General features: G+C 66.1%; 21 protein-coding genes. 11 read left to right on the top strand and 10 right to left on the bottom strand.

All coding sequences use genetic code 11. From position 1 onward, the window contains the following. Window position 1 precedes the first annotated feature (1 nt). The 5 genes from DAEP_RS0110630 to DAEP_RS0110655 all read right to left on the bottom strand — a co-directional run bounded on the left by DAEP_RS0110630 (window position 2) and on the right by DAEP_RS0110655 (window position 4,119). The gene (locus DAEP_RS0110630; RefSeq protein ID WP_027244632.1) at window positions 2–1,456 is read right to left on the bottom strand and encodes an efflux RND transporter periplasmic adaptor subunit; all 1,455 of its coding nucleotides are present in this window, start codon (window positions 1,454–1,456) and stop codon (window positions 2–4) included. A gap of 129 nt (window positions 1,457–1,585) precedes the next feature. Next, window positions 1,586–2,128 (bottom strand): molybdenum cofactor biosynthesis protein B, encoded by a 543-nt coding sequence (gene moaB / locus DAEP_RS0110635; RefSeq protein ID WP_027244633.1) that lies wholly within the window; start codon window positions 2,126–2,128, stop codon window positions 1,586–1,588. Next, the gene (locus tag DAEP_RS0110640; RefSeq protein WP_008553639.1) at window positions 2,129–2,749 is read right to left on the bottom strand and encodes a LysE family translocator; all 621 of its coding nucleotides are present in this window, start codon (window positions 2,747–2,749) and stop codon (window positions 2,129–2,131) included. Then, window positions 2,746–3,345 (bottom strand): metallophosphoesterase family protein, encoded by a 600-nt coding sequence (locus DAEP_RS22635; protein ID WP_036760607.1) that lies wholly within the window; start codon window positions 3,343–3,345, stop codon window positions 2,746–2,748. Before DAEP_RS22635 ends, DAEP_RS0110640 begins: the two co-directional genes overlap by 4 nt. Window positions 3,346–3,354: 9 nt before the next feature. Beyond that, on the bottom strand, window positions 3,355–4,119 hold the full coding sequence (locus DAEP_RS0110655) for a uracil-DNA glycosylase (protein ID WP_027244635.1): 765 nt from the start codon (window positions 4,117–4,119) through the stop codon (window positions 3,355–3,357). A gap of 186 nt (window positions 4,120–4,305) precedes the next feature. On the opposite strand from DAEP_RS0110655, the gene DAEP_RS0110660 reads away from it, so the two are divergent. The 8 genes from DAEP_RS0110660 (at window position 4,306) to DAEP_RS0110695 (ending at window position 10,251) form a co-directional block, all read left to right on the top strand. Further along, window positions 4,306–5,256 (top strand): aspartate carbamoyltransferase catalytic subunit, encoded by a 951-nt coding sequence (locus DAEP_RS0110660; protein ID WP_008556044.1) that lies wholly within the window; start codon window positions 4,306–4,308, stop codon window positions 5,254–5,256. Window positions 5,257–5,261: 5 nt separating this feature from the next. Next, a complete protein-coding gene (locus DAEP_RS0110665; RefSeq protein ID WP_008554529.1) occupies window positions 5,262–5,795 on the top strand; it encodes a hypothetical protein in 534 nt (177 codons plus the stop codon). After that, window positions 5,795–6,178, top strand: coding sequence for a hypothetical protein (locus tag DAEP_RS0110670; protein ID WP_008555730.1), 384 nt, complete (start codon window positions 5,795–5,797; stop codon window positions 6,176–6,178). Before DAEP_RS0110665 ends, DAEP_RS0110670 begins: the two co-directional genes overlap by 1 nt. Continuing rightward, window positions 6,175–7,485, top strand: coding sequence for a dihydroorotase (gene pyrC / locus DAEP_RS0110675; protein WP_027244636.1), 1,311 nt, complete (start codon window positions 6,175–6,177; stop codon window positions 7,483–7,485). The genes DAEP_RS0110670 and pyrC overlap by 4 nt, the downstream gene beginning before the upstream one ends. Beyond that, the gene (gene plsY, locus DAEP_RS0110680; RefSeq protein ID WP_027244637.1) at window positions 7,485–8,090 is read left to right on the top strand and encodes a glycerol-3-phosphate 1-O-acyltransferase PlsY; all 606 of its coding nucleotides are present in this window, start codon (window positions 7,485–7,487) and stop codon (window positions 8,088–8,090) included. The genes pyrC and plsY overlap by 1 nt, the downstream gene beginning before the upstream one ends. Next, window positions 8,087–8,359 (top strand): hypothetical protein, encoded by a 273-nt coding sequence (locus tag DAEP_RS0110685; RefSeq protein ID WP_027244638.1) that lies wholly within the window; start codon window positions 8,087–8,089, stop codon window positions 8,357–8,359. Before plsY ends, DAEP_RS0110685 begins: the two co-directional genes overlap by 4 nt. A gap of 378 nt (window positions 8,360–8,737) precedes the next feature. Then, entirely contained in the window at window positions 8,738–9,214 is a 477-nt protein-coding gene (locus DAEP_RS0110690) for a YHS domain-containing (seleno)protein (RefSeq protein WP_008554500.1), read from the top strand. A gap of 164 nt (window positions 9,215–9,378) precedes the next feature. Next, window positions 9,379–10,251 (top strand): DUF805 domain-containing protein, encoded by an 873-nt coding sequence (locus DAEP_RS0110695; RefSeq protein ID WP_027244639.1) that lies wholly within the window; start codon window positions 9,379–9,381, stop codon window positions 10,249–10,251. 50 nt (window positions 10,252–10,301) lie between these two features. Here DAEP_RS0110695 and DAEP_RS0110700 read toward each other — a convergent pair whose 3' ends face one another. The 4 genes from DAEP_RS0110700 to DAEP_RS0110715 all read right to left on the bottom strand — a co-directional run bounded on the left by DAEP_RS0110700 (window position 10,302) and on the right by DAEP_RS0110715 (window position 14,313). Further along, on the bottom strand, window positions 10,302–11,672 hold the full coding sequence (locus DAEP_RS0110700) for a glutamate--cysteine ligase (protein WP_027244640.1): 1,371 nt from the start codon (window positions 11,670–11,672) through the stop codon (window positions 10,302–10,304). Window positions 11,673–11,737: 65 nt separating this feature from the next. After that, complete coding sequence (locus DAEP_RS0110705; RefSeq protein ID WP_027244641.1) at window positions 11,738–12,265, bottom strand: hypothetical protein; 528 nt, start codon at window positions 12,263–12,265, stop codon at window positions 11,738–11,740. Window positions 12,266–12,607: 342 nt separating this feature from the next. Then, window positions 12,608–13,588: a hypothetical protein gene (locus DAEP_RS0110710; RefSeq protein ID WP_027244642.1), complete on the bottom strand. Its 981-nt coding sequence runs from the start codon at window positions 13,586–13,588 to the stop codon at window positions 12,608–12,610. Then, window positions 13,588–14,313, bottom strand: a complete 726-nt coding sequence (locus DAEP_RS0110715) for a 16S rRNA (uracil(1498)-N(3))-methyltransferase (protein WP_027244643.1) — start codon at window positions 14,311–14,313, stop codon at window positions 13,588–13,590. Before DAEP_RS0110715 ends, DAEP_RS0110710 begins: the two co-directional genes overlap by 1 nt. A 12-nt stretch (window positions 14,314–14,325) precedes the next feature. On the opposite strand from DAEP_RS0110715, the gene ubiA reads away from it, so the two are divergent. From ubiA to DAEP_RS0110730, 3 genes are read left to right on the top strand one after another with little or no spacing between them, the layout of a single operon-like run. Then, window positions 14,326–15,288, top strand: coding sequence for a 4-hydroxybenzoate octaprenyltransferase (gene ubiA / locus DAEP_RS0110720; protein WP_027244644.1), 963 nt, complete (start codon window positions 14,326–14,328; stop codon window positions 15,286–15,288). A 60-nt stretch (window positions 15,289–15,348) separates the two neighbouring features. Next, window positions 15,349–17,268 carry an OmpA family protein gene (locus DAEP_RS0110725; protein ID WP_027244645.1) on the top strand — a complete coding sequence of 640 codons (1,920 nt, stop codon included), beginning with the start codon at window positions 15,349–15,351 and terminating at the stop codon, window positions 17,266–17,268. Then, entirely contained in the window at window positions 17,268–17,582 is a 315-nt protein-coding gene (locus DAEP_RS0110730) for a hypothetical protein (RefSeq protein WP_008556394.1), read from the top strand. Before DAEP_RS0110725 ends, DAEP_RS0110730 begins: the two co-directional genes overlap by 1 nt. A gap of 258 nt (window positions 17,583–17,840) precedes the next feature. On the opposite strand, the gene DAEP_RS0110735 is transcribed toward DAEP_RS0110730, so the two are convergent. Beyond that, window positions 17,841–18,287, bottom strand: coding sequence for a molybdenum cofactor biosynthesis protein MoaE (locus tag DAEP_RS0110735; RefSeq protein WP_027244646.1), 447 nt, complete (start codon window positions 18,285–18,287; stop codon window positions 17,841–17,843). Window positions 18,288–18,290 lie beyond the last annotated feature (3 nt).

Raw genomic sequence — 18,290 nt, forward strand, 5'->3', positions numbered from 1 at the left:
CTCAGCCTCCCATCCGGGATTCGATGCGGGTGACCAGTTGCGCGGGCACCCGCGCCTCGGCCAGCTGCCGCAGCATCTGCGCCTTCACCTCTGTCGGCATCGCGCTGCTGCCCTCGACAAAGGCCACCAGCCGGGCGCGGCGCTCGTCGCTCAGCTCGATCAGCTCGGGCAGCGCCTGCACCCCGGCGCCCTGGCGCAGGGGACGCACCTTGATGCCGGCGCCCAGCAGCGGCGTGCGGCCGGTGACGACCTCGCGGCCCTCCAGCCCGGCGCCGCGGATCAGCACATCATCGCCCTGGCGGCGCACCAGCTCCACCGGCAGCGCCTCCAGCCGCCCCTCTTCGCCCAGCACCAGCACCTTGCCATCGGCCCCCAGCGCCGAGGCGGGCACACGGGCCACCGCCGCGACCTCGGGCTCAGTTACCTTGACAGTGACGAAATCCCCGGGCTCAAACCCCGGCGCAGTCTCCAGAAGCGCATAGACCAGCCGCCCGGTCTGCCCGTCGCCCGCCGCGCCGCTGGCGCGGGAGATCCGCCCGGCGGCGCTCAGCCCCGCCCCGTCGGCGTCCAGCGTCACCCGCACGGGTGCTTGCAGCAGATGCCCTTCGGCGTCGAGCAGCCGGGCGTATTGCGCGGTCGAGACCCGGAAAGCCACCTCCAGCAGGTCCGGATCGACCAGATCCGCCAGCTTCTCGTTGGCCGAAACCAGCCGCCCCTGCACCAGGCTCACCGATTGCAGGGTGCCGTCGAAGCGAGCCTTGATCGTGGTGTCGTCGAGATCCCGGCGCGCCTCGTCCAGCGCAATCTGCGCCCGTGCCACCCGGGTTGCGGCCTGATCGGCGCGGGCCTCTGCCTGGCTTACCGCCTGACGGCGCGAGATCACCGCCTGGCGCGCCTGCACCGACGCCAGTTCTGCCGTTTCCACCGCCGCCGCGGTACCGACGCCCCGGCCGGCCAGATCCACCTGCCGCTGAAAGGCGCGTTCGCGCAGCTGCGCCTGGTCCTGAGTGGCCTGCAGCTCATCCTGCGCCAGCACCAGAGCACGGCCCGCATCGCGCTCCTCGGCGCGGGCGTCCATCATGTCGGCCTCGGCCCGGTCCAGCGCCGACTGCGCGTCCGCCGGGTCAATCTGCACCAGCACCTCGCCCGCGCGGACCGTGCCGCCGTCCTCGAAATCCTCAGACAGCCGCACCACCCGGCCACCGACCGCGGTGCGCAGTTCCAGCGCGCGGCGGCTCTCCACCCGGCCAAAGGCGGTCAGCTCAGGCGCAACCGTCTGCAGTTCCGCCGTCACCACATTGACCGCAAAAATCCGCTCCCGCGCCGGGGGTGCTGCCTTCTCCGCGTTCAGCTGCGCCTCGATTGCGCCAAAAATCAGCTGCCCGGCATAAAGCAGCAGGGCCGCCGTGACCGCCGCCAGGAAAACCCCTGTCACACTCTGACGCAAAAAGCGCATGTTTCTCCCTTCCGGTGGCGGCTGCTGCCGGGACCGCGCAGGCGGCCTGCCAAAGCGTAAAATGCCTTGTGCCCGCTTGGAAATATATGAATTTCCGCACGGGTTTGCGAGGTTACACGCTGCGCCCGCTTACTTCCGGCGCAGATGTTCCTCCAATCTGGGCATGATTTCCACGAAATTGCAGGGCCGGTGGCGGTAATCGAGCTGTTTTGACAGAATTTCATCCCAGCCGTCCTTGCAGGCGCCGGGGCTGCCGGGAAGCGCAAACAGATAGGTGCCGCCCGCCACGCCGCCGGTCGCCCGCGACTGCACCGCGCTGGTGCCGATCTTCTGCATCGAAACCCAGGTGAAAACGGTGCCGAAGGCCTCGATCTCTTTCTCATAAACGTCGCGGTGCGCCTCGACGGTCACGTCCCGGCCCGTCAGGCCGGTGCCGCCGGTGGAGATCACCACATCCACCTCCGGATCCGCCACCCAGGCACGCAGCTGCGCAGCGATCTCCGCCCGTTCGTCCGGGACGATTTTGCGCGCGGCCAGGGTATGGCCCGCCTCCCGCAGCCGGTCGGCCAGCACCTGGCCGGAGCGGTCATCCTCCAGGTTGCGGGTATCCGAAACCGTCAGCACCGCAATGCGGACCGGGATGAAGTCCAGACTTTCGTCGATACGGGACATCTAGGCCCTCTCCATGATTGCCAGCCGCACGGCCAGCCCTGCAAAAATTCCAGCCGAAACCCGGCCCAGCCAGCGCGCGAACACCGGAGAGCCGGCCAGCCGCTGCTTGGCCTGGCCTGCGAAAACGCCCGCCAGCCCGTTGATTACGAAACCGCCCGCGGCCAGGATCAGCCCGAAAACCAGAAACTGCGCCAGCACCGGCCCTGCCTCGGGCCGTACGAACTGCGGCACGAATGCAAGCACGAACAGGATCACCTTGGGATTGGTCAAGTTAACGAGGAAACCGGCGCGGAACGCCCGCCGGGCAGGAACCGCAGGCGCATCTGCTTGGACCGGTCCGCTGCGCAGGGCACCCCAGGCGAGGCTAAGAAGGTAAACCACGCCGATCCAGCGGATCAGGTCAAACACCCCCGGCACCGCTGCAACGACGGCTCCCAATCCAAGCCCGGCAAGCGTCACATGCACCATGCTGCCCGCCGAGATGCCGGCACTGGCCGCGGCCGCCGCCGCGCGGCCCGAGCGCAGGCCCTGGCCGAGGCAAAACATCATATCCGGCCCCGGCGTCAGATTCAGCGCCAGTGCTGCCGGGACGAAAGCCAGCAGGGTCACGGCATCAATCATGGGTCCACCTCGAACCAGCTCACCCCGGGGCCGAGATTGGCCACCTGCGTCTTGCCTAATGTGCCGCGAAAGCCCCAGCAATCATGCACATGGCCGCAGAGCAGCAGCTGCGGCCGGATCCGCTCCGCCGCCGCCCGGATGGCGGTGGAACCGACGGACTGCCCGCCGGAGGTCACATCCCCCAGCCCCTTGGGCGGGGAATGGCAGATCAGGATGTCCGCGCGCTCACAGGCCGCCAGCATTGCTGCCGCCTTCGTCTCGCTCAGGTCGCAGGACCAGCTGCCAAAAGGCGTTTCCGGCACGCCGTAGCCCAGCCCGAACAGGCGCAGGCCTTCGAACGTCCCGCCTTCTCCATGCAGCACCGTGGTGTCCGGCAGCCCGGCCGCCCGCAGCTCATCGGCGCTTTCGCCGTTTCCGGGCACGGCCACCATCGGCGCCTTCAGGCCGGCCAGCATCGCAACTGCCCGGTCCATGCCCTGCCGGCAATTGCAGAAATCGCCGGCGCCGATCACCAGATCCGCTTTGCCGCTGGCCGCCACGATATCAGACGCATGGGGCGCTGAGAGATGCAGATCGGAGAACGCCAGGATTTTCATCGCATCACCTCAGGACAAGCTGCCCAGCCGCGCCTTCAGCTCCAGAAGGTCTGCCCAGGCCAGCCGTTTCTGCGCGGGCTGGCGCAGCAGATAGGCGGGGTGGAACATGGGGATCACCGGCTTTTTCCAGGCCTGGTCCCACTGCCCGCGCAGCCGGGTGATGCCGCGTTTGCCCAGCACCGCCTGACAGCTGATATTGCCCATCAGCACCAGGATATCCGGCTCCGCCAGCGCCACATGGCGTTCCAGAAAAGGCGTCAGCATGGCAATCTCGGCCGGCAGCGGGTCGCGGTTCTGCGGCGGCCGCCAGGGCAGCACATTTGTGATGTAAACGTTCTCGGCGCGGCTGAGGCCGATCGCCTCCAGCATCCTGTCCAGAAGCTGCCCGGCCCGGCCCACAAACGGCTTGCCCTGCAGATCCTCGTCCCGGCCCGGCGCCTCGCCGATGATCATCACCCGCGCCCCCGGCTGGCCGTCCGAAAACACCAAGTTGCGCGCGCCGCGCTTCAGGTCGCAATGGTCGAAACCCGCCAGCGCATCCCGCAAGGCGGGCAGCGACGCAGCCCCCCTGGCGGCCTTCTGCGCCACTTCCGCGGGATCCGCTTCCTTGGGCTTGGGCGGCGGTGCCGGAGCAGCGCCCGGCTTCGGCTTGGGGGCGGCCTGCTCCAGCGCATAGCGGTCGACTGGCGCATCGCACAGCGCTTCGGTGGCGCCAAGCTCCGCCTGCCACTCCAACAGCGCCCGGGCGCTCCAGTAATCCAATGCCGATTCCATGCGCCCAAGCTACTCTGCCCGGCCAGCAAGCGGAACACCTCTCCGGCCCTGCCCTGCAAATTCAAGCCATTCATCTTTCTGAAAATACTCCGGGGTGCGCGAGGGGCCGGCCCCTCGCCTGCTCTGCCTTGCCGCAACCGCGCACGCCGCCTATAAGAACCTGCAAATCAAGCGGAGCCGCCCCTTATGTCCTTCGAACACCGCCATTTGCTTGGCATCGAACCGCTGAAACCGCATGAGATCACCGCGATCCTCGACCTGGCCGACGACTATGTGGCCCTGAACCGCCGCCCCGAGAAGCACTCCGACGTGCTGGCGGGCCTTACTCAGATCAACATGTTCTTCGAGAACTCGACCCGCACCCAGGCCTCGTTCGAGCTGGCGGGCAAGCGGCTGGGCGCCGATGTAATGAACATGGCGATGCAGGCGTCGTCGATCAAAAAGGGCGAGACCCTGATCGACACTGCGATGACGCTGAATGCAATGCACCCGGATCTGCTGGTGGTGCGCCACCCGCATTCCGGCGCAGTGGACCTCCTGGCGCAGAAGGTGAACTGCGCGGTGCTGAACGCGGGCGACGGCAAGCACGAGCACCCGACCCAGGCGCTGCTGGATGCGCTGACCATCCGCCGCTCCAAAGGCCGGCTGCACAGGCTGAACATCGCGATCTGCGGCGATATTGCCCATAGCCGCGTGGCGCGGTCCAACCTGATCCTGCTCGGCAAGATGGAAAACCGCATCCGCCTCATTGGCCCGCCGACGCTGGTGCCCGGCCAGTTCGCGGAATTCGGCGCCGAGATCTATGACGACATGCGCGAAGGGTTGAAGGACGTGGACGTGGTGATGATGCTGCGCCTTCAGAAGGAGCGCATGGACGGCGGCTTTATCCCGTCGGAGCGCGAGTACTACCACCGCTATGGCCTCGACGCCGAGAAGCTGGCGCTGGCCAAGCCCGACGCCATTGTCATGCACCCCGGCCCGATGAACCGCGGCGTGGAAATCGACGGCACGCTCGCCGACGACATCAACCGCTCGGTCATCCAGGAACAGGTGGAAATGGGGGTAGCGGTGCGGATGGCAGCGATGGACCTGCTGGCCCGCAACCTGCGCGCCGAACGCCAGGCCGAGGCAGGGTGAGCGGCATGGACGGCGTGATCCATATCCCGGCAGGCGAACGCGGTGTGATCCGGCTGTTCGAACTCGCCATGCGGCCCGAGCAGGCGGCCTTCCTGAAGGAACCCGGCGCGCTGGCGCAGGTGCTGGGGGGCGAGACGCTCGACATGGAACAGGTGGAAATCTTCCCGGTCTCTGATCTGGAGGAGATCGGCTTGGCCGGCTACCTCACCGAAGGCTGCGGCGTGCCGCGCGCGCAGGTCGAAGAGGACCGGGAGGTTCTGCAGGCCCAGGAGGGCTATGTGCTGCTGATCCGCTCCCGCGCCTTTGATGGCAGGGAGACGCGGCTGACCCCGGCGGATCAGATCAAGCTGATCGGCACATATGGCGAGCGGCAGACCAATTGGAGCGCACCGCCCCAAACGGCCGAGAGCGCCAAGCCTTATTCCGCCCCGAAACTTCCGCCCCGCGCAGCGCGGGCCCAGTCCCGCCGCATCGGGGCTGTGCTGTTTACCGTGGTCATGCTGCTGATTGCGCTGCTGATCTGGGTGCTTGTGAGCTGATGGCGGCACGTGAATTCACACCGGACCGCGGCGCCTATATCCGCGCCCACGCCTGGATGGCGGCCATCGGCATGGGCGGCGCCATGGCGGTGCTGTGGCTGATGGGCAGCCCGCACATCTGGACCGGTGCCATCGGCGGCCTGGCGGCCATCGCCCTGCGCGGCTGGTACATGGCGAGCGAGGAGCTGGCGGTGGTCTGGACCCTGACCGAAGATGCCCTCAGCGGCCCGGCCGGTCGCGGCGTCTCGCTGTCCCAGATCGAGACCGTCCGCACCATGGGCAGCTATGTGCAGGTGGTCACCAAAGGCGGCGACAAGCACCTGATCAAATACCAGGCCGACCCGGCCGCGACTCTCAACGCTATCGAAAGAGCCAAGGCATGAGCACTCTCTTCATCAACGCCCGCCTGATCGACCCGGAGCATGGCAGCGATACACCGGGCATGGTTCTGGTGCTGAACGGCCGGATCGCGGCGGTTGAAAAGAACGGGACCGATGCCGCCTCTCTGCTGAGCGCCCATAACATCAGCCAAGGCGACGTAACCCAGGTGAACTGCGGCGGCAAATGCCTGGCGCCGGGGATCGTGGACATCGGCGTCAAGGTCTGCGAGCCGGGCGAGCGGCACAAGGAAAGCTATAAGTCCGCTGGTCTGGCGGCCGCTGCCGGCGGCGTCACCACCATCGTGACCCGCCCGGACACCGCGCCCGCGATCGACAGCCCGGAAACGCTGGAGTTTGTTACCCGGCGCGCCCAGGCCGACACGCCGGTGAACGTGCTGCCGATGGCAGCGCTCACCAAGGGGCGCGAAGGCCGCGAGATGACCGAGATTCGGTTTCTGATGGATGCGGGCGCGGTGGCGTTTTCCGATTGCGACCACGTGGTCCAGAACACCAAGGTATTTCAGCGGGCGCTGACCTATGCCCGCTCCTGCGGCGCCCTGGTCATTGCCCACCCGCAAGAGCCGGGCCTGAGCCACGGTGCCGCGGCCACCAGCGGCAAGCTCGCGGCGCTCTATGGCCTGCCCTCGGTCTCGCCCATGGCAGAGCGGATGGGGCTGGACCGCGACATTGCGCTGCTGGAAATGACCGGCGCGAAATACCACGCCGACCAGATCACCACCGCCCGCGCCCTGCCCGCGCTGGAGCGCGCCAAGGCCAACGGGCTGGATGTCACCGCAGGCACCTCTATCCACCACCTTACGCTTAACGAGCTGGACGTGGCAGGCTACCGCAGCTTTTTCAAGGTGAAGCCGCCCCTGCGGTCTGAGGAGGACCGTCTGGCGGTTGTCGAGGCGGTGCGGACCGGGCTCATTGACGTCATATCCTCGATGCACACGCCGCAGGATGAGGAAAGCAAGCGCCTGCCGTTCGAGGAGGCCGCGGCCGGCGCGGTGGCGCTGGAGACGCTCTTGCCGGCCGCCTTGCGTCTCTGCCATGACGGACTTCTGGATATGCCCGCCCTGTTCCGCGCGATGGCGCTGAACCCGGCGAAACGGCTGGGGCTGGACAGCGGCCGCCTGGCCAAAGGCGCGCCGGCCGACCTGGTGCTGTTCGATCCGGATGTGCCCTTTGTAATGGACCGCTTCAAACTGCGCTCGAAATCGCAGAACACGCCTTACGACGGCCAGCGGATGCAAGGCCGCGTCGAAGCCACCTATGTCGCCGGTGAGCCGGTTTACCGGAGGACCTGATGCCAGTTATTGAAAGCTCCGCCGCCGTTCTGATCCTGTGGGCGGTGATCGGCTACGGCCTTGGTTCCGTGCCGTTCGGGCTGGTGGTCACCAAGGCCTTCGGTCTCGGCAACCTGCGCCAGATCGGATCAGGCAATATCGGCACCACCAACGTGCTGCGCACCGGCAGCAAGGCCGCCGCGGCACTGACACTGCTCCTGGATGGCGGCAAGGGCGCGGCGGCGGTGCTGCTGGCCCGCTCCCTGGCCGGCGAGGATGCGGCGCAGGCGGCGGGGCTGATGGCCTTTCTGGGCCATTGTTTCCCGGTCTGGCTGGGGTTCAAGGGCGGCAAGGGCGTGGCGACCTTCCTGGGCCTGCTGCTGGCGCTGGCCTGGCCGGTGGGCATCGCCTGCTGCCTGACCTGGCTGGCGGCGGCGGCAGCCAGCCGGATTTCCTCGATGGGGGCGCTGGTCTCGGCCCTGTCAGCGCCGGTTTGGGCGTTCATGCTGGGGTATCAGGCGGTGATCGCCCTGTCGGTGCTGCTGGCGGCGATCGTCTTTGTCCGCCATTCGGCCAATATCGCCCGGCTGCGCGCAGGCACCGAACCCAGGATCGGGCAGAAGTGACCACCGCAGAGCTGCAAGCCTTCCTTGCAGCTTTTGACACACTGCCCCTGGGGGCCTTCACCGGTGTTGCCGGCGGGCGCAAATACGCGGTCATCCGGCAGGACCTGGCCGCGGGCAAGGCGCAAAAACTGGTGGCGCGCGAACTCGGCGGCGGCGATTACATCAGTCTCAACCTTTACCGGCTGGCCTCGGGCGCGCGGCTGAAGCCCTGCGAGATGCCCGCAGACAAAGTGATCCGCTTTGTTCTGGGGCTGAAGGTCACGGAATAGGCCGCTCCAGCGCCAGCAGTTGGAGCAAAGGCGGTGCAGCCCCCCGCTGTACATGCGCACATGGACCGCCGGAAGCTACCCGCCCGCTTCACCCCGGACCACACCGCGGTTGAGAGTACCGCCGCCGCCGTGGATCTGACCGCCAGCCCGCGACTGCAACAAAACCGCGCCGCCGCTGTCGCCGCCTGCCACCCATTCTGCGCAGGAATGCACAGCCCGCTGCCGCCCGCTGCACAGTCAAATTGAGTTGTTTTGAACGTGATCGCCCGGGTCTCCACATCGGTGCCGTGACCCGCAGCATTCCGCGGCGCACATGGTGAAACACCGGCCGGGCAAGCATTTGGGAACGCCGCGGCCAGGATTTGAAAGGACGGGACCATGAACAAAGTAAAAGCACTGATCAGCGGTGTGGCATTGTCGGTTGCGATGGCGACCTCAGCCCTGGCGGCGGGGGTTGAGATCAACGCCTCCTCCACCGGTCTGGCGCTGCAGGGCTATGACCCGGTGGCCTATTTCACGGTTGGAGAACCGACTCCGGGCAACTGGAAAATCACCGCCACGCACGACGACGCGCTGTACCGTTTCGCGTCTGAAGAGAACAAAGCCCAATTTGAAAAGAACCCCGAAGCCTACCTGCCGGAATACGGCGGCTACTGCGCCTTTGGCGCGGCCATGGGCTTCAAGTTCGACGGCGACCCGACCCTGTGGAAGATCGTCGACGACAAGCTGTATTTGAACCTTGCAAAAGACATTCAGACCCGCTGGGAAGGCGACATCCCCGGCTTCATCGAAAAAGCCGACGCTAACTGGGACGGCATCGCGGACAAAGATCCGGCAGAGCTGCAGGCCCAGTAAGGCTTAAGCCACCACTCACGAGCGGGCAGCCGGCGGCAGGATACCCTGCCGCCGGATTTTCTTTGGCCGGCCGCGGCGGGTGCCGCGGGCCTGCCCTGCACGGGTCCCAATTCCGCCGCAGTTGCCGCGCAACCCAGGGGAGATTATTTTCAAGCAGGTTTCAAATGATCTCCCGCATACTTTCCACCTTTGAAAGCTTTGCTTTCAAGTTTCTCGACTTTGACGGCCGCGCCACCCGCCTTGAGTATTGGTGCGTTATTCCGTTGGTCTGGCTGTTTATTTTCCTGATGCTGCCTGGGGATGCCTCCGAGATTTGGGGACATCTCTTGCGTCGCGAGGTCCCGCCGCTGAACCCCTTCCACTATGGCTCGCTCGGGTTGTTCCTGTTCACCTTCGTTCCGCGGCTGTCGCTGACCGTGCGGAGGCTGCATGATGCCGGGTGCAACGGGAAATGGGCCAAGCTGCCGTTCACTGCAGTTTCGCTGGGGCTGGTGTTGACCGTTGGCCTTCTGACAGCACTTCCGATCAGTGATCCAAGCGGCCTCGGCCCTGGGCTGATGGCCGCCGGTGCAGTGACGGCCTCCCTGTCCGGCAGCTTCTGGGAGGCGTTGTTCAATCTGGCAGCCCTCGCCAATGCACTGGACTGGGACGCCATTCTGGCCGCGCTGATGGGCGTTGCGGCGCAGGCCGATCCCGGCGGCGTGCTGGATCAGACCCGCGCCCTGACAGCGCACGATCCCCTCCTCGGGTTTCAATTTCTGTTCCACTTCACGTTAATCGCGCTGGGGCCGTTCATCGCGTTGCTGCTGCATCTCTATTTCATGCTGCTGCCCTCGGAGCGCGGCGAGAACGCCCACGGCACCAGGCCCCCGCCATCTCGCACGCGCGAGGCCAGCGGCAGCCGGGGAAACGCCTATGCGGGCTATGCCTACCTGACCAAGCGCACTGAGGAAGAGGAAAGGCAGCTTCATGCCGCCCGCAAGGCGCAGGTCCGGGAATTGTATCAGCGCCGGGTGCTGGGCAAGCCGGACAGCTGAGCGCAGCTTTGGAAAGCAAAAGGCCGCGTTCAGAACGCGGCCTTGCAGTTTTAGTAAGCGAATTCGCTGTAAATGCGGCTGAGATCCCCGTCCCAGGCGCCGTGGTAGCGCTCCAACAGCTCATCTGCCGGGACCTTGCCGCTTTCGAGGCTGTCCTTAAGGGCATTGAGGAAATGGGTCTCATCCGGCACCAGGCCGCCCGCGCCGGGCTTGTGGCGCGCCTTGAGGCCGCTTTCCGAAATCGCCACCACTTCACGTGCCAGCTCGTGCATGCTGATGCCGTTCACCTTGGCCTGCAGACCCTGTTCGGAGGCCGCTACACGCAGACCTTCGCGGGTCTCGGCGTCCCAACCCTTGACCAGGTCCCAGGCCGCGTCCAGCGCGCTTTGGTCGTAGGTCAGGCCGACCCAGAATGCGGGCAGCGCGCACAAGCGGCGCCAGGGGCCGCCGTCGGCGCCGCGCATCTCGATGAACTTCTTGATGCGGGCCTCAGGGAAAATCGTGGTCAGGTGGTCGGCCCAATCGCTGAGCGTCGGGGTTTCACCCGGCAGCGCGGGCAGCTCGCCCTTTAGGAAGTCGCGGAACGACATGCCCAGCGCGTTGATGTATTCGCCGTTGCGGTAGACGAAGTACATCGGCACATCGAGCGCATACTGCACCCAAGCCTCGAAGCCGAAGCCCTCCTCGAACACAAACGGCAGCATGCCGGTGCGGTCGGCATCCAGCGAGCGCCAGACACGGGAGCGCCAGGATTTGTGGCCGTTCGGCTTGCCGTCCAGGAAGGGGGAATTGGCAAACAGCGCCGTGGCGACGGGCTGCAACGCCAAGGCCACCCGCAGTTTCTGCACCATGTCGGCCTCGGAGGAGAAGTCGAGATTCACCTGCACGGTGCAGGTGCGACGCATCATGGTGGTGCCCATGGTGCCGACTTCCTGCATGTAGGCGTCCATCAGCTTGTAGCGGCCCTTGGGCATCAGCGGCATGTCTTCATGGCGCCAGACCGGGGCCGCGCCAAGGCCGATGAAGCCAACGCCGATCTTGTCAGCGATGTCCTTGACGTCGCGCAGGTGGGCGTTCACCTCGTCGCAGGTCTCGTGGATGGTTTCCAGCGGCGCGCCCGAGAGTTCCAGCTGGCCGCCCGGCTCCAGGCTGATGTTGGCGCCGCCTTTTGTCAGGCCGATCAAGTTGCCGCCCTCGATCAGCGGCGCCCAGCCGTGACCGTCGCGCAGGCCTTCCAGCACCGCCTGTATCGAGCGCTCGCCGGCATACGGCAGCGGATTCAGCGTGTCCTTGCAGAAGCCGAACTTCTCATGCTCGGTGCCAATGCGCCAGGCGTCCTTGGGCTTGCAGCCGTCGGCAAGGTATTCGGCAAGCTGCTCATGACGTTCGATCGGCCCGCCGCCGGACTGGGGAATGGACATGCCTGGCACTCCGTCCTGTTAGGTCTGTGTTGAAGGGTCAGTCGTGGGCGGAATCGCCGCCGGTGTCAATGCAGACGCAGATGTTCCGGGCGGCTGGATCTGCGCTCCCAGATCACGACCTGGTGAGCGCCCTTGCGGCGCAGCTCGGTCAGCATGCGCTCGGTTTTGAGGCCCGGCAGCGCAGCAAAGACGTCAAACAGCGCCTCGTAGCCTTCGGCGTTCACCGGAATTGCCAGCGGCGGCTGGCCCGGCTGCTCCAGCAGCCAGTGCGGCGGTTTTGAGGTGTGGTCCAGCGCCAGCCGCTCCAGTTCTGAGGCTGCAACCGCGCCGCCGTTGAGCGGCCCGAAATAGGCGATCTGCCCCTCGTCCACCTGCACCACGCCCGGGCCGCCGCTGCCGCGCCGGAACCGCATCCGCTGGACGCCGATCACTGCGGTCACCAAGCCAGTGGCCACAAGCGCCCAGCCGGTGATGGCCGTGAACCCGGCCGAAGAAAACGCCCATTTCAGCCCGAGCAGGAACATCATCACGGCGGCCAGAACTTCGCGCCATTGCCACAGGGTGGCACGGGCTTCGGGGCGGATGAAACTCATGTGTTTCGCCTTATACCAACGTCGGGCGGGGCAGCGTCCCGCCCCACCAATCTTATTTGTGCGGCCTGGCCTGCGGATGCAATGGGCAACGCGGCGATCGCCTTGCGGTTTTTGCCGCAGGTGACTGTGACGGGCACCTGAAACCCTGCAGTCCAGTGTTCGCCGAACGCAGGCCGCCACCCCTTGCGGCAGGCCCGTGCCAACCGTCTTCGCGCGGTCCCGTGCGCTGAACCGGAAGCTTCATCAGGTATAAAAGGATACGGTTAGCAGGATCTTATTTTGGGGCAGAGTAACGCGATCCGCCGTCATGAAACAAAATGCGGGGTTAGGGGCAGATGGAAGTCATGCTCCGATTCGAACGCCTTGCCTCAGGTCGTCGAGATAGGCCCGGATTCTGAGGCGCCTCATCTTCATGCCCCGCCCGCGCCTCGGCTTGTTGGAGTGCATTCTGAGAAGAGTGAGCCCAATAAAGAAAACCAGAATTGTATTGGTTTCGTCCTCCGGCACGCTCGACTGGGCCAGAAACTGCAGCATCTCACTTTGGTCCAGCCCGAATAGCAGCGAACCATCCGCGCTCTCGCTCTGGAAGTCTTTGGACACGAGAAATATGGCCGCCTGACGGGACTGGAAGAAGGTGCCGCAGCGGTGGATATCCACTGCCGCAACGCCACCGTCCGGGCGCAGAATCAGATTGCGGGGGGCGAAGTCAGGATGCCCAGGTGCCCGCGCGGCCGGCTGGCCGTCGAGCAGCGGCAGCATCCGCAGCAATTCATTGCCCAGCTCGGCGAGCAGAGGTGCGTGCGGATGCCGGGCACTGGCGCCGAGAATGGTGTGGATTTCTGCTTCGATCAGGTTCGAAGGCAGGGCGGTGCGTATGACTTCTCCCTGCCCCGCCCAGCTCTTCCATGCGCAGCATTGCCGCAGGATCTGCGCCCGGTTTGCGGCGGGCTGGTTTAACAGCTTGTCAACCGGCGTTCCGGCCTCGAAACTTACCACCACAAGGCCCAAGCGGCCGGAACTGGCTAGACACCTGTTGACGGAGAAGTCCGGATGGGGGCCAAGGCGCTCAAAGCGGCGGAGCGCTTGCGTTGTGCCGCCGACAAAGCCGCGCCTTGCGCTGAGGTCCCAGAATTTCTTCACCACCACCGGGTCCTCGCCGCGATAGCCGCGGAAGACCGAGGCCTCTTCGGAAACCCTCAACGCACTTTGCAGCCTGATGCCGGCACCGGGCCATTTCAGCTGCGCCTGACGTTGCACCCGTGCCATTTGGCGGGTGGCGCCCTTCGGGCGGGCGAATAGCGGCAGCGGTTCAAGATATCCCATTACCAGTCCCCCAGCGCCTGCTGCCACAGGGTCATGGCCGCCACCGCTGCCGTATCGGCGCGCAGGATGCGGGGGCCAAGGCTGACGACGTGGGATTGCGGCAGCGCGTGCAGGCGCTTGCGCTCAGCCTCTGAGAACCCGCCCTCCGGGCCGATCAGAATGGCCCAGGGAGCGTCTTTCTGCGTCTCTGCGGCCAGCTGCAGCGCATTCCCGACCTCAGCCTCGTCGCAGAACATAAGCTGCCGCTCCTGCGGCCACTGGTCCAGCAATCGCGATAGTTTCTGCAAATCCGCAACTTCCGGCACATAGGTGCCGCCGCATTGTTCCGCGGCTTCAACCGCATGGGCCTGCAGCCGGTCCTGGCGGATGCGCTCGGAGTTGGTGAACTCGGTCTGCACCGGCAAAATACGCGCAGCACCCATTTCCGCTGCTTTTTCGACGATGAAATCGGTGCGGGCCTTCTTGATCGGCGCAAACAGCAGCCACAGGTCCGGCGGCAGCTGCAGGGGCTTGGACTGCTCCTGGCAGACCAGCGTGCCGCCGCGTTTGCCGGCCTCGGCCACTTCGGCCAGCCACTCGCCGTCCTTGCCGTTGAACAGCGCCACAGCAGCGCCCGCTGCCAGCCGCATAACCCCGAACAGGTAATGCGCCTGATCCCGGTCCAAAGGAACCGTTTGCCCTGCCCCCAAGGGGTGCTCTACATACAGTCTGATTTTTGCACTCATGGGGTCCTACATATGCAAGGCCAGAAGCCAGCGCCAGAGGGTCAGGTCGCGGATGCGGTTACCGGAAACTGGGTCGACACATATGCCCCGGAATGGACGCGCCCCTATCTGCGGCTCTCCCGCGCCGACCGGCCGATCGGCACCTGGCTCCTGCTGATCCCCTGCTGGTGGGGGCTGGCCTTGGCGATCCTCGCGGATCAGAGCCCGCGCTGGCAGGATCTGTGGATCGCCACCGGTTGCGCCGCCGGCGCCTGGCTGATGCGCGGCGCGGGCTGCACCTGGAACGACATCACCGACCGCAATTTCGACGGCCAGGTGGAGCGCACGCGCTCGCGCCCCATCCCGTCGGGCCAGGTGACGGTCAAGGGCGCGCTGGCCTGGATGGCGATGCAATGCCTGCTGGGGCTGATGATTCTTCTGACCTTCAACCAGGCGGCAATCGCCATGGGCATCCTGTCGCTGCTGCCGGTCGCGGTCTATCCCTTTGCCAAGCGGTTCACCTGGTGGCCGCAGGTGTTTCTGGGCCTTGCCTTCAATTGGGGCGCCATGTTGGCCTGGGTGGCGCATACCGGCTCCCTCAGCTGGCCGCCGGTGCTGCTGTATCTGGCCGGGATCGCCTGGACGCTGTTTTACGACACCATCTATGCCCATCAGGACACCGAGGACGACGCGCTGATCGGGGTGAAATCCACCGCCCGCCTGTTCGGGACGCAGACACCGGTGTGGCTGCGCCGCTTCATCATGGCCTTTGTCAGCCTGATGGCGATGGCAGTGATCGGCGCGATGCTGGACAGCGCTTCGGTGCTGGCACTGGTGCTCGCGCTTGCCGGACCCTGGGCGATGGGCTGGCATATGACCTGGCAGCTGCGCGCCTTTGACGCGGAGAACAACCAGCGGCTTTTGCAGCTGTTCCGGCTCAACCGTGATACCGGCCTGATTCCGCTGATCTTCTTTGTCTTGGCCATGTTCGTGTGATTGAACCGCGGCCGCGTGCGCGGTAAGAGCCTGTAACGCAAACTGGGAATGTGCCGCCATATGCGCTTGTCTATGCTGATGATCCCGGGCCTGGCCTTTGCCGCCGCAGCCGGGCTGAGCCTTGTTGCCGCCGGTTTTGCCGTCACTGCCGTGGAGGAAAGCACCGAGCGCGGTGTGCGCGAAGCGCTGGACGGCGGCGGCTATACCTGGGCTGAGGTGACGGCGGACGGGCTGCAGGTGCTGCTGGAAGGCACCGCCCCGGATGAGGCCACGCGGTTTTCGGTCAAATCACTGGTGGGCACGGTTGTCGACGCGGCCCGGATCGTGGACGGGATGGAGGTTCCGCCTGCCGATGGCCTGGCGCCGCCGCGGTTCTCGGCGGAAATCCTGCGCAATGACGGCGGCATTTCCATTATCGGACTGATCCCCGCAGGCTCCGGCCGCGCCGCGCTGGTCGAGCAGCTGGAGAGCCTGGCCGGGCCGGAACATGTGGCCGACTTCCTGGAAACCGCAAAATACGGCATTCCCGAGGGCTGGCCGGAGGCGATGGATTTTGCTGTGGAGGCGCTGAAACTGCTGCCGCGCGCCAAGATTTCCGTTGCGGCGGGAGAGGTCTCGGTGACTGCCATTTCCGGCAGCGAGGAGGCCAAGGCGCAGCTGGAAGAACGGCTGGGCCGCACCGCGCCGCCGGGACTGCGGCTGGCGCTGGACATCGCCGCACCGCGGCCGGTGATCACGCCGTTCACCCTGCGCTTCCTGCTGGAAGAAAACGGCGCGGAGTTCGACGCCTGCTCTGCCGAAAGCGAGGAAAGCCGCGACCGCATTCTGGCCGCCGCCCGAAAGGCCGGGCTGCAGGGGGATGCGGATTGCGTGATCGGGATGGGCGTGCCCTCGCCCAACTGGGCCCGGGCGGCAGAACTGAGCATCGCGGGCCTTGCCGAACTGGGCGGCGGCTCCGTCACCATCGCCAATGCGGATATCACGCTGGTGGCCGCCGAGGGCACGCCGGAGGCGCGCTTTGATCACGTGGTGGGCGAGCTGGAAGGCGCCCTGCCCCGAGTCTTTGCCCTGCACGCGGTGCTGCCGGTGCCAGAGGCGCAGGATGCCGGCGGCGTGCCGGAGTTCACCGCCACCCTCAGCCCCGAGGGGCAGGTGCAGCTTCGCGGCCGTCTGTCCGATGCCGCCTTGCGCAAGGTTGCCGACAGCTACGCCAAGGCGCGGTTCGGCTCCGGCAATGTGCATACGGCGGCGCGGGTGGCCGCCAACCTGCCCGCCGACTGGCCGGTGCGGGTGCTGGCGGGGCTGGAAGCGCTCTCCTACCTGCAGCGCGGCGCGGTCACGGTGACGCCTGGGAACGTGGAACTGCGCGGCATGAGCCACCGCAAGAACGCTCCGGCGGAGATCGCGCGCTTCCTGTCGGCCAAGCTGGGCGAGGCCGAAACCTATGGCCTCGACATAACCTATGAGAAGCCGCCAGAGCCGAAGGACAAGCCGCTGCCACCGGAACTGTGCGAGGCGCAGCTCGCCAGCGCCCAGAGCGACGGCAAGATCACATTCGAGCCGGGCTCTGCCACCATCGCCGCGGACAGCGCCGGAACAATGGACCGGATTGCGGAAATTCTGGGCCGCTGCGGCCCGGTGCGGCTGGAGATCCAGGGCCACACCGACAGCCAGGGCCGCGAGGCGATGAACCAGAACCTGAGCCAGGCGCGGGCGCAGTCGGTGCTGAACGAGCTGCGGGCACGCCGGGTTGTGACCTCGACCTTTGCCGCCAAGGGCTATGGCGAGAGCACCCCGATTGCGGGCAATGATACCGAGGAAGGCCGCGAGGCCAACCGCCGCATTGAATTCAAGCTGATCCGCCCCGCGGCACAGGCCGGGAGCGCAGAAGGCAGCACCGGTGACGAGACAGCCAGCGAAGAGGACGGCAGCGAAGAGGCCGGCGAAGGCGCAGAAGACGCACAGGAGACCACAGAGTAATGAACAGAACCGAGTTCATCATCACCACCGCGATCATCCTGTTTGCGGCCTTTGCCATCGGCTGGTTCGCCAACTGGCTGGTGCACCGCTTTACCCGGGTGCGCCAGAGCGACGTGGCCGACCTCGACCGGATGAGCCAGGAGCTGCATGAGGCAGAGGAGACCCGTGACCAGGCGATCACCTATCTGCAGCAGCGCGAGGCGGAGCTGACCAACCAGCTGACCCAGACCGAAGCTGAATTGCGCGCGGCGATGGACGGCCTGCGCGAGGCCCGCCGCGAGGCTGAAGAGCTGCGCAGCCAGATCCCGCACTGAAGGGCCAAACGGCGCGCTCCCGCGCCTGCAGGCCGAGCTGGCTGCGCCAGCACATCCTGAACAGCCTTGGGCCCGGCGCCGCGCTGACGCGCGGCGTTTTCATTATGCTGAGAAGGCCTGAACGGGCAGGTCTGCCCCATTAGGCCTAATTCGATTGCATTTGAAAGCTGGCGCGTCAGGGCGGCGCCGGGCCCAACAGATGAAAATCATCTGTAATGATCGAACAACTGGCGTGAGCCCCTGCCCGTCGTGCGAGGATCACCAGCGTTTCAGTGCGTCTTCGTCGGCGTCCTTGGCAGCCACCCAGTCAGAGCCGCCGCCGGCCAGGATTTCCTTCTTCCAGAAGGGCGCACGCGATTTCAGGTAGTCCATCAGGTACTCCGCTGCCTCAAAGGCATCCTTGCGGTGGCGGGCGGCGGTGGCCACCATCATGATCCGCTCGCCAGGGGTCAGGCGGCCGTGGCGGTGGATCACCAGCGCATCGGCCAGAGACCAGCGCTTCATCGCCTCTTCCGCGATGGCGGTCAGAGCCTTTTCGGTCATGCCGGGGTAATGCTCGATCTCCATCGCGGTAAGCCCGCCCTGATCGGCGTCCCGGACAACGCCGGTGAAGGTCACCACCGCGCCGGCGCCCGCAACGCCCGCGGCAAAGGCGTCGCTCTCGGCGCCCAGCTCAAACGGAGCCTCCTGGACGGAAATCCGCATCGC

The sequence above is a fragment of the Leisingera daeponensis DSM 23529 genome, from assembly GCF_000473145.1.
GTDB classification, from domain to species: domain Bacteria; phylum Pseudomonadota; class Alphaproteobacteria; order Rhodobacterales; family Rhodobacteraceae; genus Leisingera; species Leisingera daeponensis.